A 24,233-nucleotide genomic window follows, 5' to 3' on the forward strand; every position below is an offset into this window, starting at 1 on the left:
GTGAGGTCCCTGCCGTACTGGAGGAGCACGCCGTCATTCCGCAATGAGCGTTGCTCTTCACGCAGTGTCCGCCGGTGCGCCGCATAGCCGGCGTGTTTCGCGCATATCGCGAGGGCCGTCATATCGAAGCCCCCCGATTGAAGGGCGCGGTAGATCCGGTGGTCGGGGCTGCTGCACAGGGCGGAGAGGACATCATATCCCGTGACGGGCTTCTTGCGCGCTTCGATGATGGTCCGGGTGAGGAGGCGCCTGTCTTCATCCATGCGTTCGTCGATAAAGGATTCGACTGCCAGGGAAAAGACGTTGACCCGGATCTTCGCCTGGCTGAGGACGGCGGCAAGACCGCCGTCCTCGTCGTGCATGGTCCAGACGAATAGGATCCGGGGAAGGGTCCGTTCGCCGTCCGGGTAGTACCGGCCCACGAGCTCGCAGAGGTCGTTCAGGGTCATCGGGACTCCCCTTCCGGATCAAAAAGCGCGTTGAAGGCCTGCTCCAGGCGTTCGGCATCACGCCTTAGCTCCGCGGCGCGGGCAGTAAGGTCGACTCTCACCTTGTCGTGACCGGCCGGGGCGCCGAGGATGGCCCGCTCCCTTACCCTGTCCTCATCCTCGAAGAGCGCCTGCAGTTCGGCCTTCGCGGCGAGGACCTCTTCCTCGAGCATCCTCACTTCTCTTTGCAGCCACGTCAGCTTCTCCGGCAGGGTTTCACCCTGGATGGTGAGCCGTTCGTCGACCTCGACCCCCGGGTTGCCCAGGATGGCCTCGACCCGTGTGAGGGCGCTCTTCAGGCCTTCGAGGGAGCGCATGTCGTGGAGCATGTACCCCTCGGGATAGCCCAGTTCCTCGGGCCGGACCTCGAGGGCGGCCAGCAGCATCTCCTCAAGGCGTTCCTTCTGGTTTTCCGTGAGATGTCCGTAGGAGGGGTGGTGCATAAGCCTGTCGGGGTGGAGAAGCCTGCGTATCTGCCGGAGCACCGTCTTGCACTCTTTCAGATACCGGTCGGCCTCCACCGTCTGCCCTCCCGTGCCCGTCTCCCCGGAGATCCTCACGAGGTGGGGGGCCAGGGCCGCGTCGGTCTTAAGCCGCGTGAGCTCAAGCTGCCTCCGCGCCTCTTCCCTCTCGATGTACTCTTCGATATCCTCACGGGACCAGTCGGGGTTGACCTTCTTGAGGTTAAGCCGCATATCGCACCGTTCCAGCATGAGGGCGGCCTCCCTGAGGGCGATCTCCTCCTTTCCGAAGAGGGCGAGCCACTCGCGGCGGGTGTGGGCGTTCCTGATCCGCTGGTTCTCGATGAGCAGGTAGACGTCTTCCAGTTCCTGCCGCAGAGATACCCACCGTGCCTTCTCAATGGCGTAGGCCTGCTGGTCTTTTTCGGTGCCTTCCACGAGAAGGAGGAACTCCTCCCGTGCCCGCGCCGCAAATTGGGAGACCTCGCCGCTCAAGACCGAATGGAAATGATACCTTCCCATGAGCATCTCCTTTACCAGTTCCCCGAAGGTGGAAGGTGTGTGCCCCTCGAGAAAAGGCCTGCCGGTGTCGGACGCCGGCGCGTGGCGGGCGGCAAGGTCCCCGATGAGGTTATAGAGGTCCTCCCGGGGCTGGAACCGGGCAAGGGCCTCCCTCAGGGCGTGCTCGTCCCTGTCGAAAAGGATGTCGGTAAGGCTTGTCCCGTCCGCGGCCCTCCAGCCGCTGACCTCGTGGGCGAAAAAGCGTTCCCATTCGGCTTTGAGCAGGAGCGCCACCGTCCGGTAAAGGTCGAGATGCATGAAAAGGCAGAAACGGGCCACGTCCTGAACCGGCGGGAAGACATGCCATCCCGCATAGTCCCAGAACCGGCGGGCGCTGTTCTTTTTCAGGGAGCCCACCTTCGTCCCGTCTTCGAAGGCAAGGGCCTTTTCGTGGTCGCACCCGAACATGTCGTGGGTGATCGCCTTCTTCTTACCCTCCGGTTTCCAGATATTTCTCTGCCGTTCGGTGACGGCAGGGTTCGTGTCGAAGAACCGTATGACCGCGTCCATATCATCGCCGAGTTTGCTGCATGGTATCATGTCCTGTCTCCTTTCCTTCCATCCGGTAGGGCAGCAAGAGAGCGGCCGGAGCCTCCTGCGATCCGGGCCGTATCAAGTGCGCGGGCGTACAGCCTGGCGTGTTCCCCGTATGCCTCGCCCCCGTCGACCCTGGCCATAACCATTCTCCAGTTGTTGTATATTTTCAGGTAAGCCCCGTGCTCTTCATCCCCCTCGTGGAGGATCCGGGCGCCGCGATTGCCTTCGGACGGGGCAATGACGCTGACCAGATCTTCCCTGTCCGTCCACAGCCATCCCGAGGGGGCATGGTCATCGGGCGGGGTTTCCCAGAGGAACCCGTCGGGCAGTATGTGAAGAGCGGCGAGGACCTCTCCGGTCTCGAGGCTCCTCACGTTTACGATCCCCGTTATATCCAATGTTGCGAAGCGTTTCCCGTCGGGAAAGGTGACGACCTTTCTTATCCGGTTCCCCCGGAGGAAGTCGTCCCGCCACAGGAGCCGGTGTGTTTTTATATCCCACAGGGCGATGTAGTACCGGCCCCGAACGATGATATGCGTTTCACCGGGCGATAAGGGCGGGCATCCGCCGAATGTAACGACGCCGTCCACGTTGTCTGGTTTCTCCGTCAGGGGCTCCCCGCCTTCCCGGTCCCAGAAGTGAAACCCTCCCAATCCCGCGGCGAGCACCCTTGCCTGCGATGGGACGAAGAGGATGTCGTTGATGTAATGGTTATGGTCGCATGTCCTCAGGAGCTTACCCGTTTGTCCATCCCGGAGTGAAAGGAGCGTCCGGGTCGCGGTGGCGAGGACCTCTGTGCCCATGCAGAAGGCCTGGAACGGGTTCATGCCGTCCAGGGGAAAACCGGCAACGGGGGCGCCTGTTCGAAGGTCGTAGGCTCCCAGAAAACCCGTGTGTCCCGCCACTGCCATCAGCCTTTTTCCGTCCCCGGTCACATAGAGGGCAAAAGGACCTTCCATCTTTTCGGCCAGGGGGAAACCCCCTTCATGCCGGCCCGTCGACAGGCCATGGATCGCAACCCCATCCTCCGACGGCAGTACCAGCTGCTTCCCATCGGGTGTCACCGCCATCACCGGCGCGCCCTGCGGCAGGTCGTCCCAGAGTTCCATTTCGGGGATGCCGAACTCACTGAGGCATTGGCCGCTTGAGAGGTCCCAGTATTTCACCGTCCCATGGAGCATCGTCAGGAGCCCCTTCCCGTCGGGAGTCGCCAGGAGGTCCCTGACCGGCTGCCCGGCGGGCAGTATCCTTGCCGGTCTTCCGTAAGTCGGATCGATGAGGCGCACCACCGATTCCTCCCGGGAGATGGCGATGCGCCCGTTGACGGGGGCGATCCTGTTGTACCCGCCCGCATAGCCGTGATATTCCCGGCTTGTCGACAGGGAGGCCGTCAATTCATGGCGTTCCAGGTCCCATGCGTCGATCCAGCCGTGGCGGAACCCCAGGCAGAACCGCCCGTCCTCCGTCAGGGACTGAAGTTCCATGGATCCCGTGAAGGTGTGCCCGTCCAGGGTCTGCCCCGTCCGGATATCGATGATGCGGACATGCGACAGGGGGTCGAGATCCGTCAGATCTATCTGATTCTCGATCAGGCGGTAACCCTTGACCACATGCCGCGCCCGATAGGGCCGGGTGGGTGAGGGCATCGCGATGGTGAGGCAGGCCCCCGACCCCGTTATGTCCTGCACCTCGACCCTGTCGGTCCAGCTCAGAACAACTGACCCGTTGTCGGGGCTGAAGCCGGCGATCACCGGCCACTTCAACCACCGGTGAGACTGGTGAAGGATGTCCTCCGACGCTACATCCCATATCCGGACGGAGTGGTCGTCGCCGGCGGCGGCTATCTTGCCGCCGTCGGGGCTTACGACGAGGGAACTGATATGGCTGTTCTCGATCCGGAAAGTCCGGACCCTCTTCCCCGTGTTCAGGTCGTAGATGAGGGCCTCGGACCTTTTCGAGTCCGGACCCTTTCCTCTGAGGAAAGTCCGGACATTCCAGTTCTGCTTGCAGAAGAGATGGTCGTCGCTGCAGTGCACGGGATCGCCGGGATGGTCAGACAGGGTCGCCAGGCAATCTCCGCTTTCAAGGTCCCAGACCTTCTTGGTACCGAAGAGAAAGGCCGTTATCATGCGGTTCGTCCCGGGTGTCGTGAAGATGTCCGAAAGGGTAGGGCCACCGCAGGAGAACGTCCGTACGCATCTTCCGGAAACCATGTCCCAGAGGCGCACCTCACCGCTCGAGCTTCCCGTGAGCAGATGCGTGCCGCCAAAGGCTGCCGCAAGCGCGGCGATCCTGTGTCCGTGGAACCCGGCGTCGTGGGTCAGACGGCTCTCCGGGGCGGACCTCTTGAGGACGCCGGTCACCGCCTGGACCGGGAGGTTCCCGGGGCGAAAGGATACAACCGAGGAAGACGCCGGTGTTTCGCCTGTCTTACGCATCTTTATCTTTCCCGGTCAGCATCGGGCGCGGGCGGGCCTCGATACTGCTCTGTCTGTCTGCAAGGGCACAGGTATAACGACGCGCGAGGCGCGCGTATTCGTCGAGGCCCTTAAAGCGCGCCTGTACGATCGCCGCATTGTTGCGGGTCATGATATAGGCTCCTCGTCTTTCGTCAGCCAGGGGTACGGCCCCGAGGACCTCGCCATCGCCGCCCTCCTCGACGAGATGGAACAGGTCTTCCCTGTCAGTCCATACCCAGCCGTCCGGGGCGTGCTCGTCGGGCGGTGTGAACCAGAAGAAGCCGTCATCGACGTTCCAGAGGGAGCAGACGAGGGTCGTGCTCTGTCTGTCTATGATCCTCACGGTCCCGTCGCCGAAGGAGACGAAGAGCCGGCTTTCGTCGGAAGAGAGAGCGAGCCCCGCCACCGGACTCCCTTCAGGAGGCCGGCAGATCTCGCGTTGTCCGCTTTCGAGGTCCCATCGTTCCACCCCTCCCGCGTGGGTGCCGATGACCACATGACGGCCGTCGTTCTCGACGGCGATGGAGAGGATCGAACTACCCACATTGATAGACCGTGCGGCCTTGAACGTGGAGAGGTCCCAGAGGATAATAAGGCCGTCACGGCCGCAGGAAACAAGACCCCTTCCCCGCGGGAGAAAACGAATGCCCGTGATGATGACAGAGAGGTTGCCGTACCTCCGTGCGTGGTCCGTCAACGTGGCAAGAATGTCGCCGGACCGAAGATCGCAGACCAGTATATGGTTCTTCCCCTGGCGACGCATCGCCACGCATTGCGTGTCTTCATCTATCGCGACGGTGTTGATGTCGATATTTCCGGCCGTGTTATGGATCCTGAGACAATTGCGTTGTTCCGTGTTCCAGAGCTTCGGCATTCCGTGTCGAGCGAAGGTTGCGAAGGAGGCGCCTGATTCCACCGGCAGGACGCAGGCGACCGGGGATGAGTAGGCGCGCAGGACCGCCCCAGGTTTCTCGTTGCCGCTCTCGATGTCCCAGAATCGAACTCGGCCATCATCATGACCGGTGGCAATAAGACGGGCGCGTTCGAGAAAGGCGACGGACGTCGCGTCCCGGAACGCCGCCCTCTGGGAACCATCCGCGAGGTTCCAGAGCTTGACCGTGTCGCCTTTGTCGCAGGCGGCAAGACACATGCCGTCGCTGGAAAGAGAGAGATGGTGCACGTTCCGGGTGGAACCGATGGTCTGCAGGCACTCGCCCGTGCGGATATCCCAGATTTTGCATGTCCGGTCGGAGCCCACCGTATAGAGGGTTTTCCCATCCGGCGAGAGGGCCATGTCGGTCACGAACCTCGGACCGGTAAACTGTTTCTCAATCGCGCCCGTTCCGTGGTCCAGCACGAGGACAGTCTCCCCGGGCCTGCAACAGGCCACAAACCGTGTTTCGTCGGAAGCGGTGGTCACCTTGTAGGGTTTGTGCGGTTCCAGGGAATAGAACCTCTTCCGGGCGCCGGTGCGAATATCGAAGCAGGAAAGACCATCCCTTCCTGCGGCAACAACCTCTCCATCCCCCGAAAGAGCTATGTCCCAATAATCACCGCTCGCAACGAGAGAGGGATCACCGAGGCCGGGGAAGTTCCATTGAAGGATATCGTGGTGTGAGTCCAGCGTGAGCAGCGTGTTGCCGTCTCGGGCCACAAGGATTCTCGTAACATTGTTGATCCCTGCCGCGGAATGTTCGCAGGTACCCTCGGGAAGGGACCATACCCGCAATGCCCAGAAGGTGTCGCTGCTTGCGATATGTCTGTCATCGGGGCTCACCGCCAGGCCGGCGACACGTCCCGAGTGACCTTTCAGGACGAGGATGCAGGCGCCCGTCGCGCAGTCCCACAGGCGCAGGGTGCCGTCATCGTCGGTTGTGACGGCCCGGTCTGCGTGGTTCATGAAAGCCGCCCGCACCACCTCGCCGGTGTGTCCCCGAAGCACCATGAGGCATTGACTGCTGGCGATGTCCCACAGGCGGGCCGTTCCGTCGCGGTTGGCGGTGATCAGCCGCGACCCGTCGGGGGAGACCGCTGCTCCGTGATACCAGTCCGTGTGCCCCCCTATATGGTGGGTGGTCCTTCCCCCGGGGACGAGATCCGCCAGCGTGTCCCTGATGATGTCGCGGGACACATCGAGGGCCTGTCCCTCAGCCTGCGCCGGCCGCATGCCCCTCTTCTTGTCGGAAACCTTCGGATGTTTCATGATCTCCTTCTAATCGTATATTATTCTTCTCGCTTCCGCGAGAATTCTCTTTACCGCCGCCGCGATCCACATGCCTGCTTTCGAATCGGGCCAGATGAGGCAGATGATCCAGCCATAGAAACAGACACCCACGAATAATTGCCAGAGGAATTCCAGGGGAGTCTTCAACGGTGCCAGTGTCCAGCGCAATGCCTTCATGAAGAGCTGAGAGGGGCCCCTGCCGAGATGGTGGAGGGCGATGCGTTTCGTCCTCCTGTCCCTGCCGTGGAGGGAAAGGCGCTCCCAGTGCCGGATGAATACCTTCTGCTCTCCCATGAGTTCCTCCGCCAGGTACAGGTGCCGTTCATCGGTGAGGACAAGGGCCACGAGCGCCTCGGCGGCATCCGATGCGCGCCTTTCGTCGGGGACGGTCCGGGGGACGTCCGCGTAGATGGGGTCCTGGTGGATCTCAAACTCCCCGTTCGCGGTCGTTGGGTAATTGGTGCCCTCGGAGATATGCATGGCGGGATTGGGCTCCAGTCTTTCTTTATAGCCGACCACTTCCTCGCGCATAACCACCTCCGTCGATGTGATCTCCTGTCTTATCCACGCGATGAGCCGATGGTGTCCCATGCTCCCCGTTCCGCTATCGTTCCCCGTCGGTGGGGGGCTTGCGGAAGGTTTCCGCCTGCCTCCGAAGATCATCACCGGCGCCCCGGCGGCCCTCCCCGTCGAGAATGCGAGCCACGGCTTCGAGACATTCCGCGCAGATAAGCCGGTGTTCCTCGAGGGGGGACCCCCGGAGCTTGTTGAAGGCGATCCAGTAGCTCTCCTCCACGCCGGCAAGGTCCTCCCGCGTCGAAGCCACCGACGCGAACAGCAAAGCCTCTCCGTATGCCTTGATCCCGCAGTCTATTTCCTCATCTCTTGCCATGTGCACCTCCCTGGATGGACTATAGTGCGTTTTCTAATTGGATATCAGTCAAAGTCCCGTGCATGCAATGGCAAAAGAAGGGGGGTGTCATGCACAAGGAAGCGCCGATAGCACAAGGGCATGTGGCTGCAAAGATGAAATGCCTGTCCGCCGTCCTGTGCAGGCACAAATGGCGTCAGGCCCGGAGCGATGGCGCGCAGAGGCAAAAAGAGAAGGGACCGCGCCCTGGTCCTGAGGGCGCCTATGGTGGTGGCTCCGGAGGCGGTTGAGATGATCACGTGTCTCTGAGGGTCGCCTCCCGGCTCAACGATGCTCATGACCACGGGGCGGGGCGGGATGTGTTCAAAAAGCGGGCGTGAGACAGGCCTTTTTCTTTTCAGGTTTTTCCCGTTTTGACCAGGTTGACTATTGCGCGGTGGATGGTTGAGGGGCGGGTGGTGCCGGGTACGGGGCCTGGGGAGTCGCCGAGGACCATGCAGGGGGTTTGGCAGAGGCGGGCGGCGTGCATCATGAGAGCATCGGTGGTCACGACGGCGTCGAAATGGCGGGGCAGGGATATGAACTGTTTTTGTGTGAGAAGGCCGAGAATGTTGTACGCGCCTCGGATGTAGGGGTCTTTCGTGTCCCCCGCCTGCACCACCGCTATCCCATCGTTGGCGAGGAGGGCGACGAGGGACTCCCATCTCTCTGGGGGCATCTCCTTTCGAGGAGAGTCGGAGGCGGTGGAGATGAGGACCCGTCGCTCCTTGTGGGGAAGGATGGCCATGAGCGTGGGGTCATCCTCGAACTCCCAGGGGACCCAAAGGCGTTCCTCCACGGGTGTTTTCAAGCCGAGAGAGGCGGCGAGCAACTGGTATTCCCTCTGTTCGGGCTTCAAAATATTTGCGCCGCCTCCGGGACCGATCGTGAGGACCTTTGCGCCCTTTGGCGGATGGCCTGTGCCTTTTATTGCCGGGTGGCCCCTCAGGATGGGTGTGAGGCCGGTCCTCGCAACGAGGTTGTATCGCCGCGACGGGTGTTGTTCCAGCACCTGCTTCAGTATCCCCGACAGCATGAGGGCGTGCCCGGCACCGCCGCGGAGGTCTATCCATTCCTGTCCGCCCGTTCTTTTCGATGCCTTCGCCGGTCTCTCCTGACTTGCCTCAATAAGGGCCGGTTCGCCGGGTACTGCCGGGGGTGTCGGATCTGCTTCGCCCGCCCCGCTTTGTGCCTTCTTTCTGGCCCGCAGCGCGATGTCCGCCATCTCCTCAAGAAAGGAGGAACATTTCCCTTCCCCCGCCTCGGCGGCAAATCTCCCGCGACAGGTCTTCCATCCCATGCAGCAGGCACAGGGGCCGGCCGGTGCCCCCGGTGATGCCCCTTTCTCGGGCGCCAGGCGGCCTTTGTCATCCATGTGCAGGAAACGCCGGGAATCCCTGAAATAGGGGAAGTCCCAATGAATCGGGGAGGAAGGTCCGAGGCGGGAAGCGATGGAGGCAAAGGGCTCGATCGCCGCGTGGGGGACGGGTCCCAGCACCGCGTACGCTGCCAGGTCGGCGAGGGCATCCCAGTCAAGCTTCCCCGGCCCGATGACCGCGGCGCACCGGATCCCCAGGGAGGCCAGAATGCGCAGCCCCGTCACGTTATCGGGAATGTTGGCGGGAAGGTGGATGGCAACATCGAGGCTCTGAAGAAGGGGGATGTTCCGCGCGAGGTCCCGGAACGCGCCGAAAGACGGTGCAATGACAACAGAAGGGACCGCGGCCGGGAGCTTGCCCCACTCCAGCCTGTCGAGGGGCAGGGCGGGATCGACGAGAACACACACAAGGCTCCCGCCGACGGCGCGCACATCCGCCGCCGCCCTTGCGGCGCTTCGGGGGTCCCGCACCCGTACGGCGATCTCGCGGCCCTCGAGCCCTCTGAGGAGTCGCTTGTTATGAGGGCAGATGATAACGGGCGAGTTCATCTTCCATATCCTTTCCCCTCACAGGGGCTTCCGTCACGAGGCTGTGTGCGACCTGGCAGAGGCCGCCCCCGCCGCATACCCCTTCCTGCTGGTGCCTGCAGCCGTCACATTCGTCGAATATTCCCGCTATCTCGGCCTTGATCTCGTCATGGATCCCCTGGTAGTAATCGCGCACCTCCTTGATGGAATCGAATTCGAAGAGGGAGCGCCTCCTGTATCTCGACAGGGGAAAGCAGTGATAGACGCTCATGTCGGGGGTTATGTCGAGTCCGGGGGCACATCTGAACTGGAGGGGCCTGTCGAAATGGTGGAGCCAGCCCAGTTGCTCTTCGGTAAACGTGCACAAGGGAAAGCCGCAGTCGATGCCGGGGCTGACCCTCAAGGAATCGAAGAGGGGCCGGTAGGAACAGAGCCTCTCGATGGCCGCCCTCATCTGCGAAGGGAGTATGAACCCTCCCTGCCTTCCCGGCAAGGGGTGCGTGATGCCGAGGCGCATATGCCGTTTCATTCCGAACCGGTTGATGAGGTCGAAGAGGAAATCAAGGGTGAAATCAAGGCGGTAGATGTTGAAACCCGGTAGTGTCCAGGGACCCATGAGGGACAGGAAGCGCTCGATCCTCATCGCCTGTTCCGGGGGCGCCGGGGTCTGGACGGGGTCGTTGAGATTGCAGACAAAACTGAGCCGGTCGGGGCCAATCGATGTCAGGTGACGGCGGAATTCGCCAAGGCGCCCGGGGCCCAGCACCCCGTTGGTGAAGACGGTGACCGTGAAGCCGCGCCGGAGAAGATAGAGGATGAGGTCGACGCACTGAGGGTGCAAGGTCGGCTCCCCGCCGAGGAGGGAAACGGTCTTCTGGCCCCCCGCCTCGAGAAGGTCTGCTATGTAGATGAGGTTTTCCCAGGAGATGAACCTCTCCGGTGATGACCCGGCCATTTCGCTTTGGGCAAAGCAATAGGGGCAGGAGCGGTTGCAACGCGTGGAAAGGAGGATATTTGCCATGGTACCCCGGGGAAAACAAGTATCCGGGATGCCTGATGCATCCCGGATATAAAAGTGCAAGAAAACACTATACCATAAGAAATGGTCAAGCAGTTCGGGTGAAAGTCTTCGAACGGTCCAGGTCTGACTGCTTGCTGACGGCGCCTAGCTTTTTCTCGTGTCAACCGGTATTGTGTAGCCGCCGTAATCTTTCGAGTCACCGCCGCCGCCGGCGGTTACATCGACGACCTTTCCCATATAGGTCAACCCGGGTCTTTCGGCAATGCGCTTGAGCGCCTCGCGCCGTGTCGCATTTGTCTTTTCTTCCTTTTTCATGTGCCTGCCTCCTTCACTATACCGTGAGTGTAAAGTTCTTTCATCTTTCTGTCAACGGCAAACTGCGGCCCCTTGTCCGACAATGTCACAGTGCGGGAAGAGGGGTTTCCTCCAGTTCCAGATGCCCCTGCCGGAGGGCCTCGATCTGGCGCAGCCATATCTCGAGGGATGCCACGGCCTCGAACTGGGGCAGGGAGTGGGTGCGCCCCATTCGCGCCTGGGCAACCGCTTCGATCCAGGGGCCGCTCTCGACGATGCCGCGCCGTGCGACGAGGGGGTCTTCGGTCAGGAGCCTTACGAAGCGCTTGCCCTGGCGAAGTCCTTCATAGCAGGGCTGGTCGTAGATCGTTTTCGTCGTCCTGAGCCGCAGGGGTTCCGGGAGTATGCCCGAGAGCGCCCTGCGCTGAAGGGGACGGTCGGTTCCGGGATCGAACTTCTCGTCCCACGGCAAGGAGAGCATGAATTCCACGAGGGGGCGGTAGAGGAGGGGGTGCCTGAACTCGAAGGAGCGCGGTATCTGGTTGACGTTTGCGACCTGCCCGCACATGGCCGAGAGTCTTTCCATGAACCATGAGCGCTCGATCGTGCCCCGGCCCCGCGAGGCCCTTCCCATCCCCCGTTCGCGGAGGCCCATCCTTCCGGCATACTCGGGGTGAATCCACGGAGAAGGGTCCCTGTGCCAGGCGGGCAGAACGGGCTGTCCGCGAAGGCGGGACATGAGAGGGCGCATCACGTAGTTCACAAGCCAGTAAAGGCGGGACCGCCTGCGGCTGTCATGGGACCGCCAGCGCTCCATTTCCCCGAAGAGCCGCCGGAGCCGAAGCGCGCGGGCAAGATCGGCCAGATGGTAAGGTTCGGCGCCAACCCCGAAAAAGACGACATCGCCCCCCTGGCCCGTCAGGACGGCGGCGACGCCATGGGCAGCCGCCATCTCCTCGTAGGCCCTGCGGCCTGCCCAATCGACCATGTGAAGCGCGGGTTGTGCGCAGAAGCGGTCCGGCACCTCTGAATAGGGAAGTGCGCCGTCGCCGTCCAGGCGGTGCCAGGGCACGGGAAAGCACTCGAGGACAAGGCGTATCCACTCCTCCTCATTGGCCTCGGCATACCGCCTGTAGATGATGGAAAAGGCTCCGAGGTCCGCCCCGCCGCCGCGCACCGCCATGGACATGACCGTCGAGGAATCGAGACCGCCCGAGAGTTCGCACCACACCGGGCCGGGAGCCGCGGCCGCGGCCTTCACTCCTTTTTCCAGGAGCGAGAGGAACTGTTCCCCGAAGTCCGCCCCCCCGGTCCCAGCGGTCCGGCTGGGGCTGAGTTCCCGACCCTTCACCTCCCTTTGCCCCTGAGGGCCGAAGACCATGGAACTCGCAGGGTCAAGGCGCTTGAGGCCCATGTAGGGAGTGTGCCGGGATACGAAGGAGGGGTCAGCCACGTAATCGGCGATGAAATCCTCATCGAGGTCACCGACGCCCGCGGCGGCGACGAGGTCTTCAAGATGGGAGGCGAAGATCACGCCTTCGGGTCTTGCGCCGTAGAACAGGGGTACGAGCCCGAGGGCGTCATGGGTAAGAAGCGCTGTGGAGGAGGCGTCGTCAAAGACCGCAAGGCAGAATTCCCCCAGGACATAGGACTGGAGCGCCTCTCCCCAGCACCTGTAGGCGATGGCAAAAAGGCGGCCGTCAGAGCCGTCATGCGTCCTCATGCCGCGGCGCCTCGCCTCGGAGAGGATGTCGTCCCTGTTCGCTATGTATCCGCGCCACAGAAGGCGGCAGCCCTCAAAGAGCCCGGTGCCGGGATTGCACCTCAGGGTGCCGTTACGGATCTCTCCGATGAATCTCCTCATTGAGGTATTCTCGCAATTATCGTGAACCTGTTCCTGTTCAGAGTGTCGTCATGGACAACGCGCCCATAACACTCGGTCCATGCGTGGGCGGTAAAAGGGAAGGGCCTGACGCCGATGCAGTGGTTCGCCGGCAGGCCGATGGAGCGCAGGAACCGGAAGAGCGCCAGCGATCTTGGAAGGCAGTCGAGGGGCGCCTTTTTGAGGTGAAAGAAATTCTCGGCCCTCGCAAAGGCCTCGAGAGCCTGCGGCAGTATCTCCATTGCGGCGTCACCCCCGGCGGTTTCATCGGGGCCGGCCATGTGAAGGGCACCGTTATAGGTGACGGAAAACCCCTTCCGCGAAAGGGACAGCCTTGTTTTCACAAGGCTCCACCATGCCCTCAGGGCGAAGAGGTGCTTTGCGCGGCTCCTCCGGCGCGGGGTTTTCTCAGTGAGGGGCCCTTCGGTCGATCGGGACAGCAGCCCCCTCGCAAGGCATCTCTGCGTGAACTCCCCGTAATCGTTGTCGATATCCGGAGGGTCCGCGGAAATCTCTTCTTGAAGGTGCCCGATGCCCGCATCCTTGTCCTGGCCAAGGACCAGTTCAGCCCACATGAGCGAGGCTATGGGGTCGAGCGCGAAGTAGGATTCGGAACGGATATCGAGGATTATTACCCGGTCCCCCACCTTGACATGGCGGACATGGGCGGGTATGTGATACCTGCTGTCGGGATCAGCGCGGGGTCCGGTTTCCTTCAATTCCTTCCTCGAAAAGATCGATGTTCTGTATGAGACAGAGGCTGGCGTAGACGCCCGCCAGTTTTAGCAGTTCGTCGTGGGTTCCCCGCTCGATTATCTCGCCGCGGACAAGGACGAGTATCTGGTCGGCGTCGATGACGGTGGAGAGGCGATGGGCAATGACGAAACTGGTGCGGTTTGCCATGAGCCGCTGCAGGGCTTCCTGAATCATCTTTTCCGTTGCCGTGTCCACGCTTGCGGTGGCCTCGTCGAGTATGAGTATGGGCGGGTCCTTGAGAAGCGCCCGCGCTATGCTGACCCTTTGTTTTTCCCCGACGCTGAGCTTTATTCCCCTTTCTCCGACGGGGGTATCGTAACCCTGGGGCAGGCGTGTGATGAAATCGTGGCAGTTCGCCGCACGCGCGGCTTCCTCCATTGCTTCCACGGGGGCATCGGGTCGCCCGTAGAGTATATTCTCCCTCACAGTGCCATTGAAAAGGAAGGTTTCCTGGCTGACGATGCCTATGTGGGCGCGAAGCGCCCCCGGCGCAACCCCGGCGATGTCCGTCGAATCGACGGTGATGCGTCCGCGACCAGGCCGGTAGAATGCCGGGATCAGGTTGGCCAGCGTGGTCTTCCCCGAACCGGTGGGGCCGACGAGGGCGATCATCTGTCCCGCCCGGGCATGAAGGGAGATGTGCCTGAGGGCATAATGCCCGCCGTCGTAACTGAAGGAAACATCTTCAAGGCGAACCTCTCCGCGGACGGGCCCCGGGAACGCCGTGCGATCGCGATGCTCGCTGTCCTCCTCCGTTGCATCGAGGATATCGAAGACCCGTTCCCCTGCCGCCCTGCCGGACTGAGCGAGCTGGTTGAGACTGTGCAGTCTCCCAATTGGCTCGTAGAAAAGGGAAAGGTAGAAGAGGAAACCCACGAGTTCGCCAAGGGTCATCGCCCCCGCCGTCACCATGGGACCGCCCGCCCACAGGACGAAGACCATCCCCAGAGACCCGGCGAAGGCCATGGCGGGGGAGTAAACCGCCCAGACCCTCATGACGCCGAAGGTGCTGCGCCGCAGTGCATCTGCCCGCCGCGCAAACCGGCCGTTCTCGTGTTCCTCGCGCCCGAAGGCCTTGATCTGGCGGATGCCCTGCAGGTTGTCCATGAGCAGCGCGTTCATAGCGCCCATGGCCTGTCTCTGACGGCGATAGCGCCGGTGGGCCGAAAGGGTGTACCAGAGTGCGCCCGCGATGAGGATGCCGAGGGGAATAAGGGCATACATCGCCAATGGCGCGTTCTTGACAAAGAGGATGGCCGCCACGGCAATGACGCTCGCCACGGCGGTGGCGCCCTGCTCCGTGCCGTCGATTAGCACGCGGTGGACGGCGGTGATATCGTCTGTCACCCTCGTCATGATGTCGCCCGAGGCCCGTTCGTCGAAGTAACCCACGGGCAGGCGCAGAAGCCGCGCGTAGACGTCGTTGCGCATGTCGAAGATGACGTTCTGCTCGAACCTTGCGTTGATCATGATGCCCAGCGCCCTGAAGAGATTGCACAGGAGAAACGCACCGGCAAGGCCGGCGATGACGGGCAAAAGAAGGTTCATCCGGTTCTTGCCGATGATGTCGTCGATGATGTACTGTGTCACCTGGGGAAAGATGAAGTAGAAGCCGAGGGAAGCAAAGGCACAGAGCATGTCCGCCGCCGCGATGCCTGCGTAGGGCCGCAGATAGCGCGCGGTGCGCCTCAGGTACCGTGCGGTTGTGCGCAGTGAGTGAGGTGAAGCGGACAGGGAAGATGTGTCGGGGTTGATTGACTGCGTGGCTGCTCTCATTTTTTGATCTTCCGAACCCCCGTCATTGTACCATACAAAGCCGTTTCTGGCGATCCATAATTGAACCGCCGTCTGAAATGGGTTCCTCTTCCACGGCGGCTGTCACATGGATGGCCGCATGTGCGCAGCGCCCTGCAAGAGCCTTGCTAAGCCTATATGGATATTGCAATAACAGGGAAAAAGCTGTTATCATTCCTTTCAGATCAATGGTCCCGATGTTTCGCCAATCTTGACAATCTTTACGGAGGAGGGCCCGGAATGGACGTTCAGCCTCGATGCTACGATAAAGTTGTGCAGATGATCGACAAGGGGGTCGACATTCCGAACCCCCTTACCCTGGACGTGGGCGATGAGGTGAATGTTGACCACATATCGGGAAAGGATGTCAGGATCTATCCCGGCTGCAGGATCTATGGCGAGAAGACGGTCATATCCGCCGGGGCCAGGATCGGTTATGAAGGCCCGGTCACAATAGACGATTGCCAGCTCGGGCCAAAGGTGGAGCTGAAGGGCGGGTTTTTCAACAAGGCCGTCTTTCTCGAGAAGGCCAGCATGGGTCTGGGAGCCCACGTGCGCGAAGGCTGCATCCTTGAAGAGGAAGCGGGCGGCGCGCACTGCGTGGGCATCAAACAGACGATACTCTTTCCCTTCGTGACCCTCGGGAGTCTCATCAACTTCTGTGATTGCCTCATGGCGGGAGGGACCAGCCGCAAGGATCACAGCGAGGTGGGAAGCTCCTATATTCATTTCAATTTCACACCCGACGGGGACAAGTCCACGGCTTCACTCATCGGCGACGTCCCCCGCGGCGTCATGCTCAACCAGCCCGCCATTTTTCTCGGCGGCCAGGGCGGTCTGGTGGGTCCCCTGCGCATGGGATACGGCAACGTCGTAGCGGCGAACTCGGTGCTCAGGAACGATGTCCCCGGAGACAACAAGCTCATCGTGGGAAAGACCCACTCAGCAATAACGTTAGACTTCAAACCCAGGACGTATCCGAATCTCCGCCGCATCGTGGGAAACAACATTATCTATATAGCCAATCTGATGGCTCTCGAGGAGTGGTACATCCATGTGCGGCGTTCCTTCCTGGATGCACAGGAATTCGGCGGTCTTATGTTTTCGGGGCTTATCGACGCATTGGCCCTTGCGAAGAAAGAGCGGTGGAAGCGCCTTGAGGCGTTGGCGGAAAAGGCACGAGTGTCTCCCGATAACGAGGCATATGCAGCGAAGAACGCAGGCGCTCGAAATGAGTTCTGCGAGAGGTTCGCGGAAATAGAAGGGGTGTTCACATCGCCGCCGGAGGACGGCATCACGGCGAAATACCGTGACGAGTTCCTTTCCCTGTCCGACAGGGCAAGGAACGCCGGAGGCACAAACTACGTAGATGCCGTAAAGGGGTTTGACCCTCAGACCTCGGGCATGGGGACGGCATGGCTCCAGGCGATAGTCGAGGGATACTGCGAGAAGGCAAAGGCGCTGCTTCCGTCTCTCAACATGTTCGGAGAATGATGTGCAAACTTGCTTTATAAATGAGGAGGGATGATCATGGGCAAACTCTTTGGTACCGATGGTGTGCGCGGAGAGGCCAACCGCTATCCGATGAACGCGGAAATAGCCTTTGCCATCGGGCAGGCCGTGGTCTACATCCTGAAGAAGACGCATGACCGTCCCAGGATAGTGATCGGCAAAGACACGCGCATCTCCGGCTATATGCTCGAGGGTTCCCTGGAATCGGGGATAACATCGATGGGGGGCAACCCCTACCTCGTTGGTGTGCTGCCGACACCGGGAATAGCCTTCATAGCGCAGAGCATGCGCGCAGACGCGGGTATCGTGATATCGGCATCCCATAACCCTTATCAGGACAATGGCATAAAGATCTTTTCCGGCAGCGGCTTCAAGCTTTCCGACGAACAGGAAGAGGCCATAGAGGGCCTGATGATGAGCAACACCCTGCACGGTCTGGTCCCGCCCGTCCGGGAGATGGGACAGGCCTACCGCCTCGAGGATGTGCACGGAAGATACATCGTTTTCCTGAAGAACTCTTTCCCCCGTGACCTGTCCATCGAGGGGATGAAGATCGTCATAGACGCCGCCAACGGGGCAACGTACAAGGTTGCGCCCGAAACCTTCTGGGAGCTTGGCGCCGACATCGAGGTGATCCACAATACCCCGAACGGCATAAACATCAATGACCAATGCGGGTCGCAGCATACTCAGGACCTGAGAAACAAGGTTGTCGAAAGCGGGGCCGCCATCGGGCTCGCCTTCGACGGCGACGGTGACCGTCTCATCGCCGTCGATGAAAAGGGCCGGGAAATAACGGGCGACCAGATCATGTTCATCTGCGCGAGGATGCTCAAGGAACAGGGGAAACTGAAGAACGACCTCCTCGTGAGCACCGTGATGAGCAACCTTGGACTGAGGGTCGCATGCAGGAAGTATGGTTTCGGGTGCCATGCGTCGAAGGTCGGCGACCGTTACGTTCTCGAGGACATGATGCGCCTCGGCAGCGTCATAGGCGGGGAGGAGTCGGGACACATGATATTTCTCGACCACCATACCACGGGCGACGGCATCGTCAGCGCCCTGCAGCTTGTCGCGGCCGTCGTCAGAACGGGCAAACCTTTGTCGGAACTCGCCGCATGGATGGACGTATATCCGCAGAAACTCATCAATGTCGACGTGAAGAGCAAGCCCGATATCTCCACACTGCCGCCGGTAATGGAGGTGATAGAGGAGGTCGAGCGGGAGCTGGGCGACGAAGGGCGGGTTCTGGTGCGCTATTCCGGCACCCAGAACATGTGCAGGGTAATGGTCGAAGGGCCCACCGATGCGGTGACGGAAAAGCATTGCACGCAGATCGCCGACGTCATAAGGACCATACTCGGCTAGAAAAGCGTTGCCGAAGATTCGTATCCTTTGCGGTCAAGAATTGAGGAAATGAGCGGCATTGAAGACACCATAGTGGATCTCATCGGTAGGAACGGTCCCCGTACAGGCTCTGAGATCCAGAAGGAAACGGGAACGGACAGCCTGCTCCTGTGGAAGACATGCAGGACTTCCGGCAGACTTGAAGTGCGCACCGTGGGGAAGAGATACATGCGGCTCGATCGCCATGTTGACGGTTTTGCCCGCCTTTCTCCCTCCATACTCCGGGAGTTCTTTACATATTCCGTTGTCGGCCACGCCGGCGACCGGGCCGGTCTCAATGAGAGATGCGCGGCGTTAGGGAACCGCATCCTGGAGATAAACAGGCTCAAATTCGGGCTTGCCCGCCGGATGGTCTCGGAGATCATGGATGAGTACGAGGACGCTGCCCGGTGGGCCAGCCAGATCTGCTTCATTCTTGCCGGGGATATCGTTTACGATATGGCCCACGACTTACCCCGGCCGGAGCGCAGCACGGGGAGGCTCGTCAGGGGCTCCGACATTGACCTTGTGGTCGTTGTGGACGACGACGTGCCCCATGCATGCATAACGAGGCTCGACGGGCTGATATATCGGAAGAAGTACAGAATGCTCATCGATCCCGCCGTGAACGAAGAAGTGGACTACAAGATAAAAGGACTGGGGCGTGTCAGGGAGCAGGCGGAGTTTGACGACTTCAAACGCATGGTCGCCATCAAGATCCTCGATGAGGGAGTACTGCTCCATGGCAGTGAAAAGATCTTCAGCGATGTCAAGGAAATATTGGAGGAACGGGACCTTCCCCGGCGGCTTCAGGAACTCGAGGCGCGCGCTCAATCCTCGAGGTTGAGGGCCGAAGCATCTATCCTGAATGACGACCTTGACGAGAGAAGGATAAGGGAAATGCATCTTTTTTATTCCGCGGAAGAGTTTGAGGAATTTGAATGACCCCGAAAAAGGGATAACGCGAAAACCTAGAGGGAAAAACATGTTGATAGGCATAGATGTCGGCGGCACATATACGGATGGGGTGGTTTTTTCAGGCGGCACAGTCCTTCACAGCGTCAAGCACCCCACTGACGAAAATGACCTCACGGGCACCCTTCTGTCCGTGCTGGACGAACTCCTTGCCCATGGGGACGCGAAAGAGGTGCGCAGGGTAGTGCTCAGCACCACGCTCGTCACCAACCTTCTGGCAACGGGACGGGGAGAACGCACGGCGCTTCTCCTTCTGCCCGGAAGCGGGCTGCCCTTTTCCGCCTACCGGATAAGCCCCGACACGTATTTTCTCAGGGGCGGCATTGATTTTCGCGGCAGGCAGATAGAGACCATTGATACGAGGCAGGTCGAGGAAACCCTGGGTCAGGTCCATGAGTCCGGCATCGAAAGGGTGGCCGTGGCGGGGAAGTTCTCCAATCGCAACGACACGCACGAGAGGACCGTCAGGGACCTTGCGCAGAGCCTGTACCCCCACATGGACGTGTGCACGAGCAACGAGATCTCGGGGAGGCTCAATTTCCCGCGCCGCGCCGTGACCTGCTACTATACGGCGATGACCATACGGGAATGGAACCGCTTTGCCGACGGAATCGAGGCTGCGGTACGGGCTAGGGTGCCCCATAGCGACCTGCACATATTGAAAGCCGACGGCGGCACCACCACCCTGGAAGCAAGCCGGATGCGCCCCTGTGAGACCGTTTTCTCGGGTCCGGCGGCGAGCACCATGGGAACCATGGCCTTGAGCCGCGAAACCCTGAATGCCGTGTCGGTGGACATCGGCGGAACGACCTCCGACATCAGCCTTCTCATCGAGGGGATGCCTCTGTATGCCTCGCGGGGGGCCCTCATCGGTGGTCATCTCACCCACATCAATTCCTTTGCGGTGAGGTCGATAGCCCTGGGAGGGGACAGCTTCGTTCGCGAGGAATCGGGCCGACTGCGCGTGGGCCCCATGCGCCTCGGTCCGGCGGCCTGTCTGGGAGGGGAGGCACCCACCGTGACGGACGCCTTCAACCTTCTGAACGGCCTTGGCCTCGGGAACCCGGACGCCTCCCGGGAAAAGCTTGAGGCCGTGGCCGCAGGCCTCGGAGAGTCCGTTGACGGACTGTGCCGGATGGTCGCAGATGAGGTGGCAGCGACCCTGGAGCGGAACATCGAGGAAATGTTCGAACTCTGGGAGGATGAGCCCGCCTACAAGGTCTGGGAGGTGGTGCACAGGAGGAAGTTCGAGCTCCACCGGGTGATCGGGATAGGAGCGGCGGCCCCCGCCATCATTCCCGTGCTTGCTCAGAGGATGGGTGTGGGGCACTTCCTGCACCGTTATTCTCCCGTCGCGAATGCCTTGGGCGCCGCCGTGGCACGGCCGACGCTGGCGGTGGAGGTGCACATCGATACGGGAAGGAGCACCTACACGGGATCTCCGGGAGGATTGAGCGGCACGGTCGAGAAGCGCAACTTTCAGCTTGAGGACGCGAAGGAACTGGCGGTAAATTGCCTCAAGGAAGCGAGCCGCGAGAGAGGGCTTGCCGATTACGCCGACGAGGCCCATGTGTATCTCGAGGAACAGTTCAACGTCATCCGGGGGTGGGAGCAGGAAGGCAAGCTCTTTGACGTGGGGATACAGATAGCTCCGGGATTCATTCATGAGTATAAGGGGGTGGCGTAATGAAACCCACAGGCCTCATATTCTTTCCCGCTTTCGACTGGGCGATAAGCCCCACCCACCCCGAAAGGGAGGAGAGGCTTCTCTATACGCGCGACCAGCTTTTTGAGGAAGGTATCATGGACATGCCCGAGGTAAAGGAGTACCATCCCCGCCTTGCCACGGCGAAGGATGTCTCCCGCGTCCACTTTTGTGTCCCCGACGTGGAAAGCCGCGTGACGCAGGCCCACATGGTATCGGCGGGATGCGCAATGGTGATGGCCGACGCCTTCATGAAGAAAGAGGTCAAGAACGCCTTTGCCATCACCCGCCCGCCCGGCCACCATGCCATGACAGTCGTTCATGGCAACCGGGGTTTCTGCGACATCAACAACGAGGCCGTCATGGTGGAATACCTGCGCCGGACCTACGGAGTCAGGCGTATCGCCATTGTGGACACCGACGTTCACCACGGCGACGGGACCCAGGAGATCTTCTGGCATGATCCCGACGTGCTCTTCATGTCCTTCCACCAGGACGGGCGCACCCTCTTTCCGGGATCGGGGTTCACGAATGAGCTGGGCGGCCCGCTCGCCCACGGCACCACCATCAACATACCCATGGTTCCCGGGACGACCGATGAAGGCATCCATTATATAATGGATAACCTCGTCCGGCCCGTGCTGGACGAGTTCAAGCCGGAACTGGTGATCAACTCGGCAGGGCAGGACAATCACTACAGCGACCCCCTGGCGAACATGAGCTTCACAGCGAAGGGCTATGCCATCCTAAACCAGAAACTGAAGCCCGACATAGCGGTCCTGGAAGGAGGGTACTCAGTGGAGACAGCCCTGCCTTACATCAACATGGCCATAATCATGGCCATGGCGGGGATCGACTTCTCCAACCTTCGTGAACCCGACTATGACCCTTCACGCTTCAAGGAATCGGCAAAGAATCTGGAGTACATCCGGTCTCTCGTCACGCACCAGCTCACAAACTTCCGGGGAAGGGAAGCGGTTGTGGAGGCGAACCGCAAGCAGGGTCGGGAGTTCTACGGCAGCTCCCGGAGCACCTTCTACGATACGGAGTACCTTCAGGAGGAACAGCGCCTCGATCTGAGGATGTGCCCCGATTGCTGCGGCTACCGCCGCATCGATTCATCATGCGTCCACCACAGCGGCCGGAGCTACTCCGTCTTCTGTGTCGCCCTGCCGGCCGCCTGCTGTCCGGACTGTGCGGCGAGGGCCAGAAGCGATTACGAGGACATGAAGAAGAAGACAGGCTACGGATACCTCTACCTGCAGGATAGGATAGAGGACGAATACCGCACCTTTGAAACGGGAACGGGGCAGGAAACCCGTGTGTGAGGACGGTTTCCTATTCCTGAAACGGTTTTTTATTGGAACTTTTCTACTCCCTCACTGTCTCACCTTGAAAAATGAGGAGGAAAGCAAAAATGAAAAGGATCCTGAGCGCAGCAGCTATTTTGACCCTTCTGGCTTCCACCGGTCTGTGTTATGGGGCGGACCCGGTCAAGACGACCCCGCAGGAGTACTTCAAACATGCCGGGACGGCGGCCGATCCTTCCTACCAGGATTACGTGGCGACGAGCGCTCAGCGGGAGCGCAAGAACAATGGCGGCAATTCCGGCAGCTATGCCGCCGAGCGGGAAAAAATGCAGGAGCGCCAGAGGAATTCCCCGAGGTACTCGGTGCCCAACATCAACCGGAAGGGATCCTACGGGCAGGCAAAATAATCGACATTTTAGAGATAAAGGAGAAAGATCAATGAAGAACACAACTTTGAGAACGGCCCTGGCATTTATGACGATCGTCGCACTGGTCATCTGCAGTTCCAGTCTTTCCTACTCGCAGCAGAAGAAGAAAGGTCCTGCGCTGCGGCAGCTCGAGACAGCCGCCGGCAAAAAGATCGAGGACGTCAAGGTTCCGAAAGTGCCAGCGCCAACGCCGGTAAAGACAAATGAAGTGGGAAAATCCACGTCCACGGCATCTTCCTTTGACGTGAACACCTCTACATCGACGAAGAAAGAGACACCTCCCAAAAAGAAGTGATACATTACCTTGCCCTTCTCGCGGTTGACAAATACGAAGCTTTTCTAAATAATTATGAACGGCTTCGCCGCCGAAACGCAGTCTTAAGGGAAGAGGAATTATCTTATGCGCAAGATCCTGAAATCGAACAAGATGGACAACATATGCTACGAGATCCGCGGGCCGCTCTTGAAAGAGGCGAAACGCCTGGAGGAAGAGGGATACAGCATCATCAAGCTTAACAGCGGGAATCCCCCCGCCTTCGGGCTCTACGCACCGGACGAGATCATCCACGACGTTGTCCTCAATATCAGGTCAGCCCAGGCCTACGGCGATTCGAAGGGTCTTTTTGCGGCGCGAAAGGCGATCATGCAGCAATGCCAGCTCAAGGGCATCCAGGGTGTGGAGATGGAGGATGTCTACGTTGGCAACGGGGTGTCGGAGATGATCATGATGGCCATGCAGGGTCTTCTCAACAACGGTGACGAGATGCTCGTGCCCTCGCCCGATTATCCCCTGTGGACCGCAGCCGTCACGCTCTCCGGTGGAAAGGCAGTGCACTACGTATGCGACGAGGCATCGGACTGGATCCCGGACCTGAAAGATATGGAGTCCAGGATCACAGAGAAGACGCGGGGGATCGTGCTCATCAATCCCAACAACCCCACCGGTGCCGTATACCCCGAGGAAGTTCTCGTCAGGGTCGCCGAGATGGCGGCCGAACACGACCTTATAGTCTTTTCCGACGAGATCTATGACCAGATCCTTTATGACGGCGCGAGGCATATTCCTTTTGCGTCGCTGACGAACGATATCTTCATCGTGACCTTCAACGGGCTGTCCAAGTCTCACCGGATCCCCGGCATGCGGGCGGGATGGATGATCGTAAGCGGCAAGAAGGGTTATGCGAAGGACTACGTCGAGGAAGGGCTTGACACCCTGTCAAACATGAGAATGTGCGGCAACATGGCGGGACAGCTCGCCATCCAGACAGCCCTCGGCGGATATCAAAGCCTGCAGGAGATGATATCGCCCGGCGGCCGTCTCTACGAACAGAGGGAGGCGGCATATGATGGTTTTCGCGCCATACCGGGGATAACCTGTGTCAAACCCATGGGTGCCCTCTACCTCTTCCCGAAGATTGACACGGAGAGATACAGCATAAAGGACGACCAGAGGTTCCTCCTCGATTTCCTGACGGACAAGAAGGTCCTCATGGTGCAGGGCACAGGGTTCAACTGGCCTGCACCCGACCATTTCCGCGTCGTTTTCCTTCCCTCTGTCGAAGAGATAAGGAGCGTGGCGGACCGCATGACGGATTTTCTGAGAGAGTACAGCCAGTAAAAACCG

The 24,233-nt window shown here is 60.4% G+C and carries 21 protein-coding genes; 8 read left to right on the forward strand and 13 right to left on the reverse strand.

The window, feature by feature from the left end:
- The 13 genes from PHC90_05840 to PHC90_05900 all read right to left on the reverse strand — a co-directional run.
- The coding region (locus PHC90_05840) for a hypothetical protein (GenBank protein ID MDD3845867.1) at positions 1-449 on the reverse strand (449 nt) is incomplete at its 3' end.
- Positions 446-2,050 carry a hypothetical protein gene (locus tag PHC90_05845; GenBank protein MDD3845868.1) on the reverse strand — a complete coding sequence of 535 codons (1,605 nt, stop codon included), beginning with the start codon at positions 2,048-2,050 and terminating at the stop codon, positions 446-448. The genes PHC90_05845 and PHC90_05840, both read right to left, overlap by 4 nt.
- On the reverse strand, positions 2,047-4,485 hold the full coding sequence (locus tag PHC90_05850; protein ID MDD3845869.1) for a WD40 repeat domain-containing protein: 2,439 nt from the start codon (positions 4,483-4,485) through the stop codon (positions 2,047-2,049). Before PHC90_05850 ends, PHC90_05845 begins: the two co-directional genes overlap by 4 nt.
- Positions 4,478-6,709, reverse strand: coding sequence for a WD40 repeat domain-containing protein (locus PHC90_05855; protein ID MDD3845870.1), 2,232 nt, complete (start codon positions 6,707-6,709; stop codon positions 4,478-4,480). Before PHC90_05855 ends, PHC90_05850 begins: the two co-directional genes overlap by 8 nt.
- A gap of 9 nt (positions 6,710-6,718) precedes the next feature.
- Positions 6,719-7,321, reverse strand: coding sequence for a hypothetical protein (locus PHC90_05860; protein MDD3845871.1), 603 nt, complete (start codon positions 7,319-7,321; stop codon positions 6,719-6,721).
- A 13-nt stretch (positions 7,322-7,334) separates the two neighbouring features.
- Positions 7,335-7,622 carry a hypothetical protein gene (locus PHC90_05865; protein MDD3845872.1) on the reverse strand — a complete coding sequence of 96 codons (288 nt, stop codon included), beginning with the start codon at positions 7,620-7,622 and terminating at the stop codon, positions 7,335-7,337.
- Between the two features lie 44 nt (positions 7,623-7,666).
- Positions 7,667-7,939, reverse strand: a complete 273-nt coding sequence (locus PHC90_05870; GenBank protein ID MDD3845873.1) for a hypothetical protein — start codon at positions 7,937-7,939, stop codon at positions 7,667-7,669.
- A 59-nt stretch (positions 7,940-7,998) separates the two neighbouring features.
- Entirely contained in the window at positions 7,999-9,567 is a 1,569-nt protein-coding gene (locus PHC90_05875) for a glycosyltransferase family 9 protein (protein ID MDD3845874.1), read from the reverse strand.
- On the reverse strand, positions 9,536-10,567 hold the full coding sequence (locus PHC90_05880) for a radical SAM protein (GenBank protein MDD3845875.1): 1,032 nt from the start codon (positions 10,565-10,567) through the stop codon (positions 9,536-9,538). Before PHC90_05880 ends, PHC90_05875 begins: the two co-directional genes overlap by 32 nt.
- A gap of 144 nt (positions 10,568-10,711) precedes the next feature.
- Positions 10,712-10,882, reverse strand: a complete 171-nt coding sequence (locus tag PHC90_05885) for a hypothetical protein (protein ID MDD3845876.1) — start codon at positions 10,880-10,882, stop codon at positions 10,712-10,714.
- A gap of 85 nt (positions 10,883-10,967) precedes the next feature.
- A complete protein-coding gene (locus tag PHC90_05890; protein MDD3845877.1) occupies positions 10,968-12,725 on the reverse strand; it encodes an asparagine synthase-related protein in 1,758 nt (585 codons plus the stop codon).
- Positions 12,722-13,462 (reverse strand): lasso peptide biosynthesis B2 protein, encoded by a 741-nt coding sequence (locus PHC90_05895; protein ID MDD3845878.1) that lies wholly within the window; start codon positions 13,460-13,462, stop codon positions 12,722-12,724. Before PHC90_05895 ends, PHC90_05890 begins: the two co-directional genes overlap by 4 nt.
- Positions 13,437-15,275 carry an ABC transporter ATP-binding protein gene (locus PHC90_05900; GenBank protein ID MDD3845879.1) on the reverse strand — a complete coding sequence of 613 codons (1,839 nt, stop codon included), beginning with the start codon at positions 15,273-15,275 and terminating at the stop codon, positions 13,437-13,439. Before PHC90_05900 ends, PHC90_05895 begins: the two co-directional genes overlap by 26 nt.
- Before the next feature lie 258 nt (positions 15,276-15,533).
- On the opposite strand from PHC90_05900, the gene PHC90_05905 reads away from it, so the two are divergent.
- The 8 genes from PHC90_05905 (at position 15,534) to PHC90_05940 (ending at position 24,227) form a co-directional block, all read left to right on the forward strand.
- Positions 15,534-16,787, forward strand: coding sequence for a hypothetical protein (locus tag PHC90_05905; protein ID MDD3845880.1), 1,254 nt, complete (start codon positions 15,534-15,536; stop codon positions 16,785-16,787).
- 36 nt (positions 16,788-16,823) lie between these two features.
- Positions 16,824-18,173 (forward strand): phosphoglucosamine mutase, encoded by a 1,350-nt coding sequence (gene glmM / locus PHC90_05910; protein MDD3845881.1) that lies wholly within the window; start codon positions 16,824-16,826, stop codon positions 18,171-18,173.
- A 48-nt stretch (positions 18,174-18,221) separates the two neighbouring features.
- Positions 18,222-19,136: a hypothetical protein gene (locus PHC90_05915; GenBank protein MDD3845882.1), complete on the forward strand. Its 915-nt coding sequence runs from the start codon at positions 18,222-18,224 to the stop codon at positions 19,134-19,136.
- A gap of 40 nt (positions 19,137-19,176) precedes the next feature.
- Positions 19,177-20,853, forward strand: a complete 1,677-nt coding sequence (locus PHC90_05920) for a hydantoinase/oxoprolinase family protein (GenBank protein MDD3845883.1) — start codon at positions 19,177-19,179, stop codon at positions 20,851-20,853.
- Positions 20,853-22,199 (forward strand): histone deacetylase, encoded by a 1,347-nt coding sequence (locus tag PHC90_05925; protein MDD3845884.1) that lies wholly within the window; start codon positions 20,853-20,855, stop codon positions 22,197-22,199. The genes PHC90_05920 and PHC90_05925 overlap by 1 nt, the downstream gene beginning before the upstream one ends.
- A gap of 89 nt (positions 22,200-22,288) precedes the next feature.
- Entirely contained in the window at positions 22,289-22,588 is a 300-nt protein-coding gene (locus PHC90_05930; GenBank protein MDD3845885.1) for a hypothetical protein, read from the forward strand.
- A 31-nt stretch (positions 22,589-22,619) separates the two neighbouring features.
- Entirely contained in the window at positions 22,620-22,904 is a 285-nt protein-coding gene (locus PHC90_05935; GenBank protein ID MDD3845886.1) for a hypothetical protein, read from the forward strand.
- A 105-nt stretch (positions 22,905-23,009) separates the two neighbouring features.
- Entirely contained in the window at positions 23,010-24,227 is a 1,218-nt protein-coding gene (locus PHC90_05940; GenBank protein ID MDD3845887.1) for a pyridoxal phosphate-dependent aminotransferase, read from the forward strand.
- Positions 24,228-24,233 lie beyond the last annotated feature (6 nt).

The organism is Syntrophorhabdaceae bacterium, assembly GCA_028698615.1.
GTDB lineage: Bacteria > Desulfobacterota > Syntrophorhabdia > Syntrophorhabdales > Syntrophorhabdaceae > Delta-02.

Excerpts from the sequence above, each read along its gene's own strand:
- PHC90_05845 (MDD3845868.1), bottom strand. The coding sequence starts at position 2,050 with ATGATACCATGCAGCAAACTCGGCGATGATATGGACGCGGTCATACGG.
- PHC90_05850 (MDD3845869.1), bottom strand. The coding sequence starts at position 4,485 with ATGCGTAAGACAGGCGAAACACCGGCGTCTTCCTCGGTTGTATCCTTT.
- PHC90_05855 (MDD3845870.1), bottom strand. The coding sequence starts at position 6,709 with ATGAAACATCCGAAGGTTTCCGACAAGAAGAGGGGCATGCGGCCGGCG.
- PHC90_05860 (MDD3845871.1), bottom strand. The coding sequence starts at position 7,321 with ATGGGACACCATCGGCTCATCGCGTGGATAAGACAGGAGATCACATCG.
- PHC90_05865 (MDD3845872.1), bottom strand. The coding sequence starts at position 7,622 with ATGGCAAGAGATGAGGAAATAGACTGCGGGATCAAGGCATACGGAGAG.
- PHC90_05870 (MDD3845873.1), bottom strand. The coding sequence starts at position 7,939 with ATGAGCATCGTTGAGCCGGGAGGCGACCCTCAGAGACACGTGATCATC.
- PHC90_05875 (MDD3845874.1), bottom strand. The coding sequence starts at position 9,567 with ATGAACTCGCCCGTTATCATCTGCCCTCATAACAAGCGACTCCTCAGA.
- PHC90_05880 (MDD3845875.1), bottom strand. The coding sequence starts at position 10,567 with ATGGCAAATATCCTCCTTTCCACGCGTTGCAACCGCTCCTGCCCCTAT.
- PHC90_05885 (MDD3845876.1), bottom strand. The coding sequence starts at position 10,882 with ATGAAAAAGGAAGAAAAGACAAATGCGACACGGCGCGAGGCGCTCAAG.
- PHC90_05890 (MDD3845877.1), bottom strand. The coding sequence starts at position 12,725 with ATGAGGAGATTCATCGGAGAGATCCGTAACGGCACCCTGAGGTGCAAT.
- PHC90_05900 (MDD3845879.1), bottom strand. The coding sequence starts at position 15,275 with ATGAGAGCAGCCACGCAGTCAATCAACCCCGACACATCTTCCCTGTCC.
- PHC90_05905 (MDD3845880.1), top strand. The coding sequence starts at position 15,534 with ATGGACGTTCAGCCTCGATGCTACGATAAAGTTGTGCAGATGATCGAC.
- glmM (MDD3845881.1), top strand. The coding sequence starts at position 16,824 with ATGGGCAAACTCTTTGGTACCGATGGTGTGCGCGGAGAGGCCAACCGC.
- PHC90_05915 (MDD3845882.1), top strand. The coding sequence starts at position 18,222 with ATGAGCGGCATTGAAGACACCATAGTGGATCTCATCGGTAGGAACGGT.
- PHC90_05920 (MDD3845883.1), top strand. The coding sequence starts at position 19,177 with ATGTTGATAGGCATAGATGTCGGCGGCACATATACGGATGGGGTGGTT.
- PHC90_05925 (MDD3845884.1), top strand. The coding sequence starts at position 20,853 with ATGAAACCCACAGGCCTCATATTCTTTCCCGCTTTCGACTGGGCGATA.
- PHC90_05930 (MDD3845885.1), top strand. The coding sequence starts at position 22,289 with ATGAAAAGGATCCTGAGCGCAGCAGCTATTTTGACCCTTCTGGCTTCC.
- PHC90_05935 (MDD3845886.1), top strand. The coding sequence starts at position 22,620 with ATGAAGAACACAACTTTGAGAACGGCCCTGGCATTTATGACGATCGTC.
- PHC90_05940 (MDD3845887.1), top strand. The coding sequence starts at position 23,010 with ATGCGCAAGATCCTGAAATCGAACAAGATGGACAACATATGCTACGAG.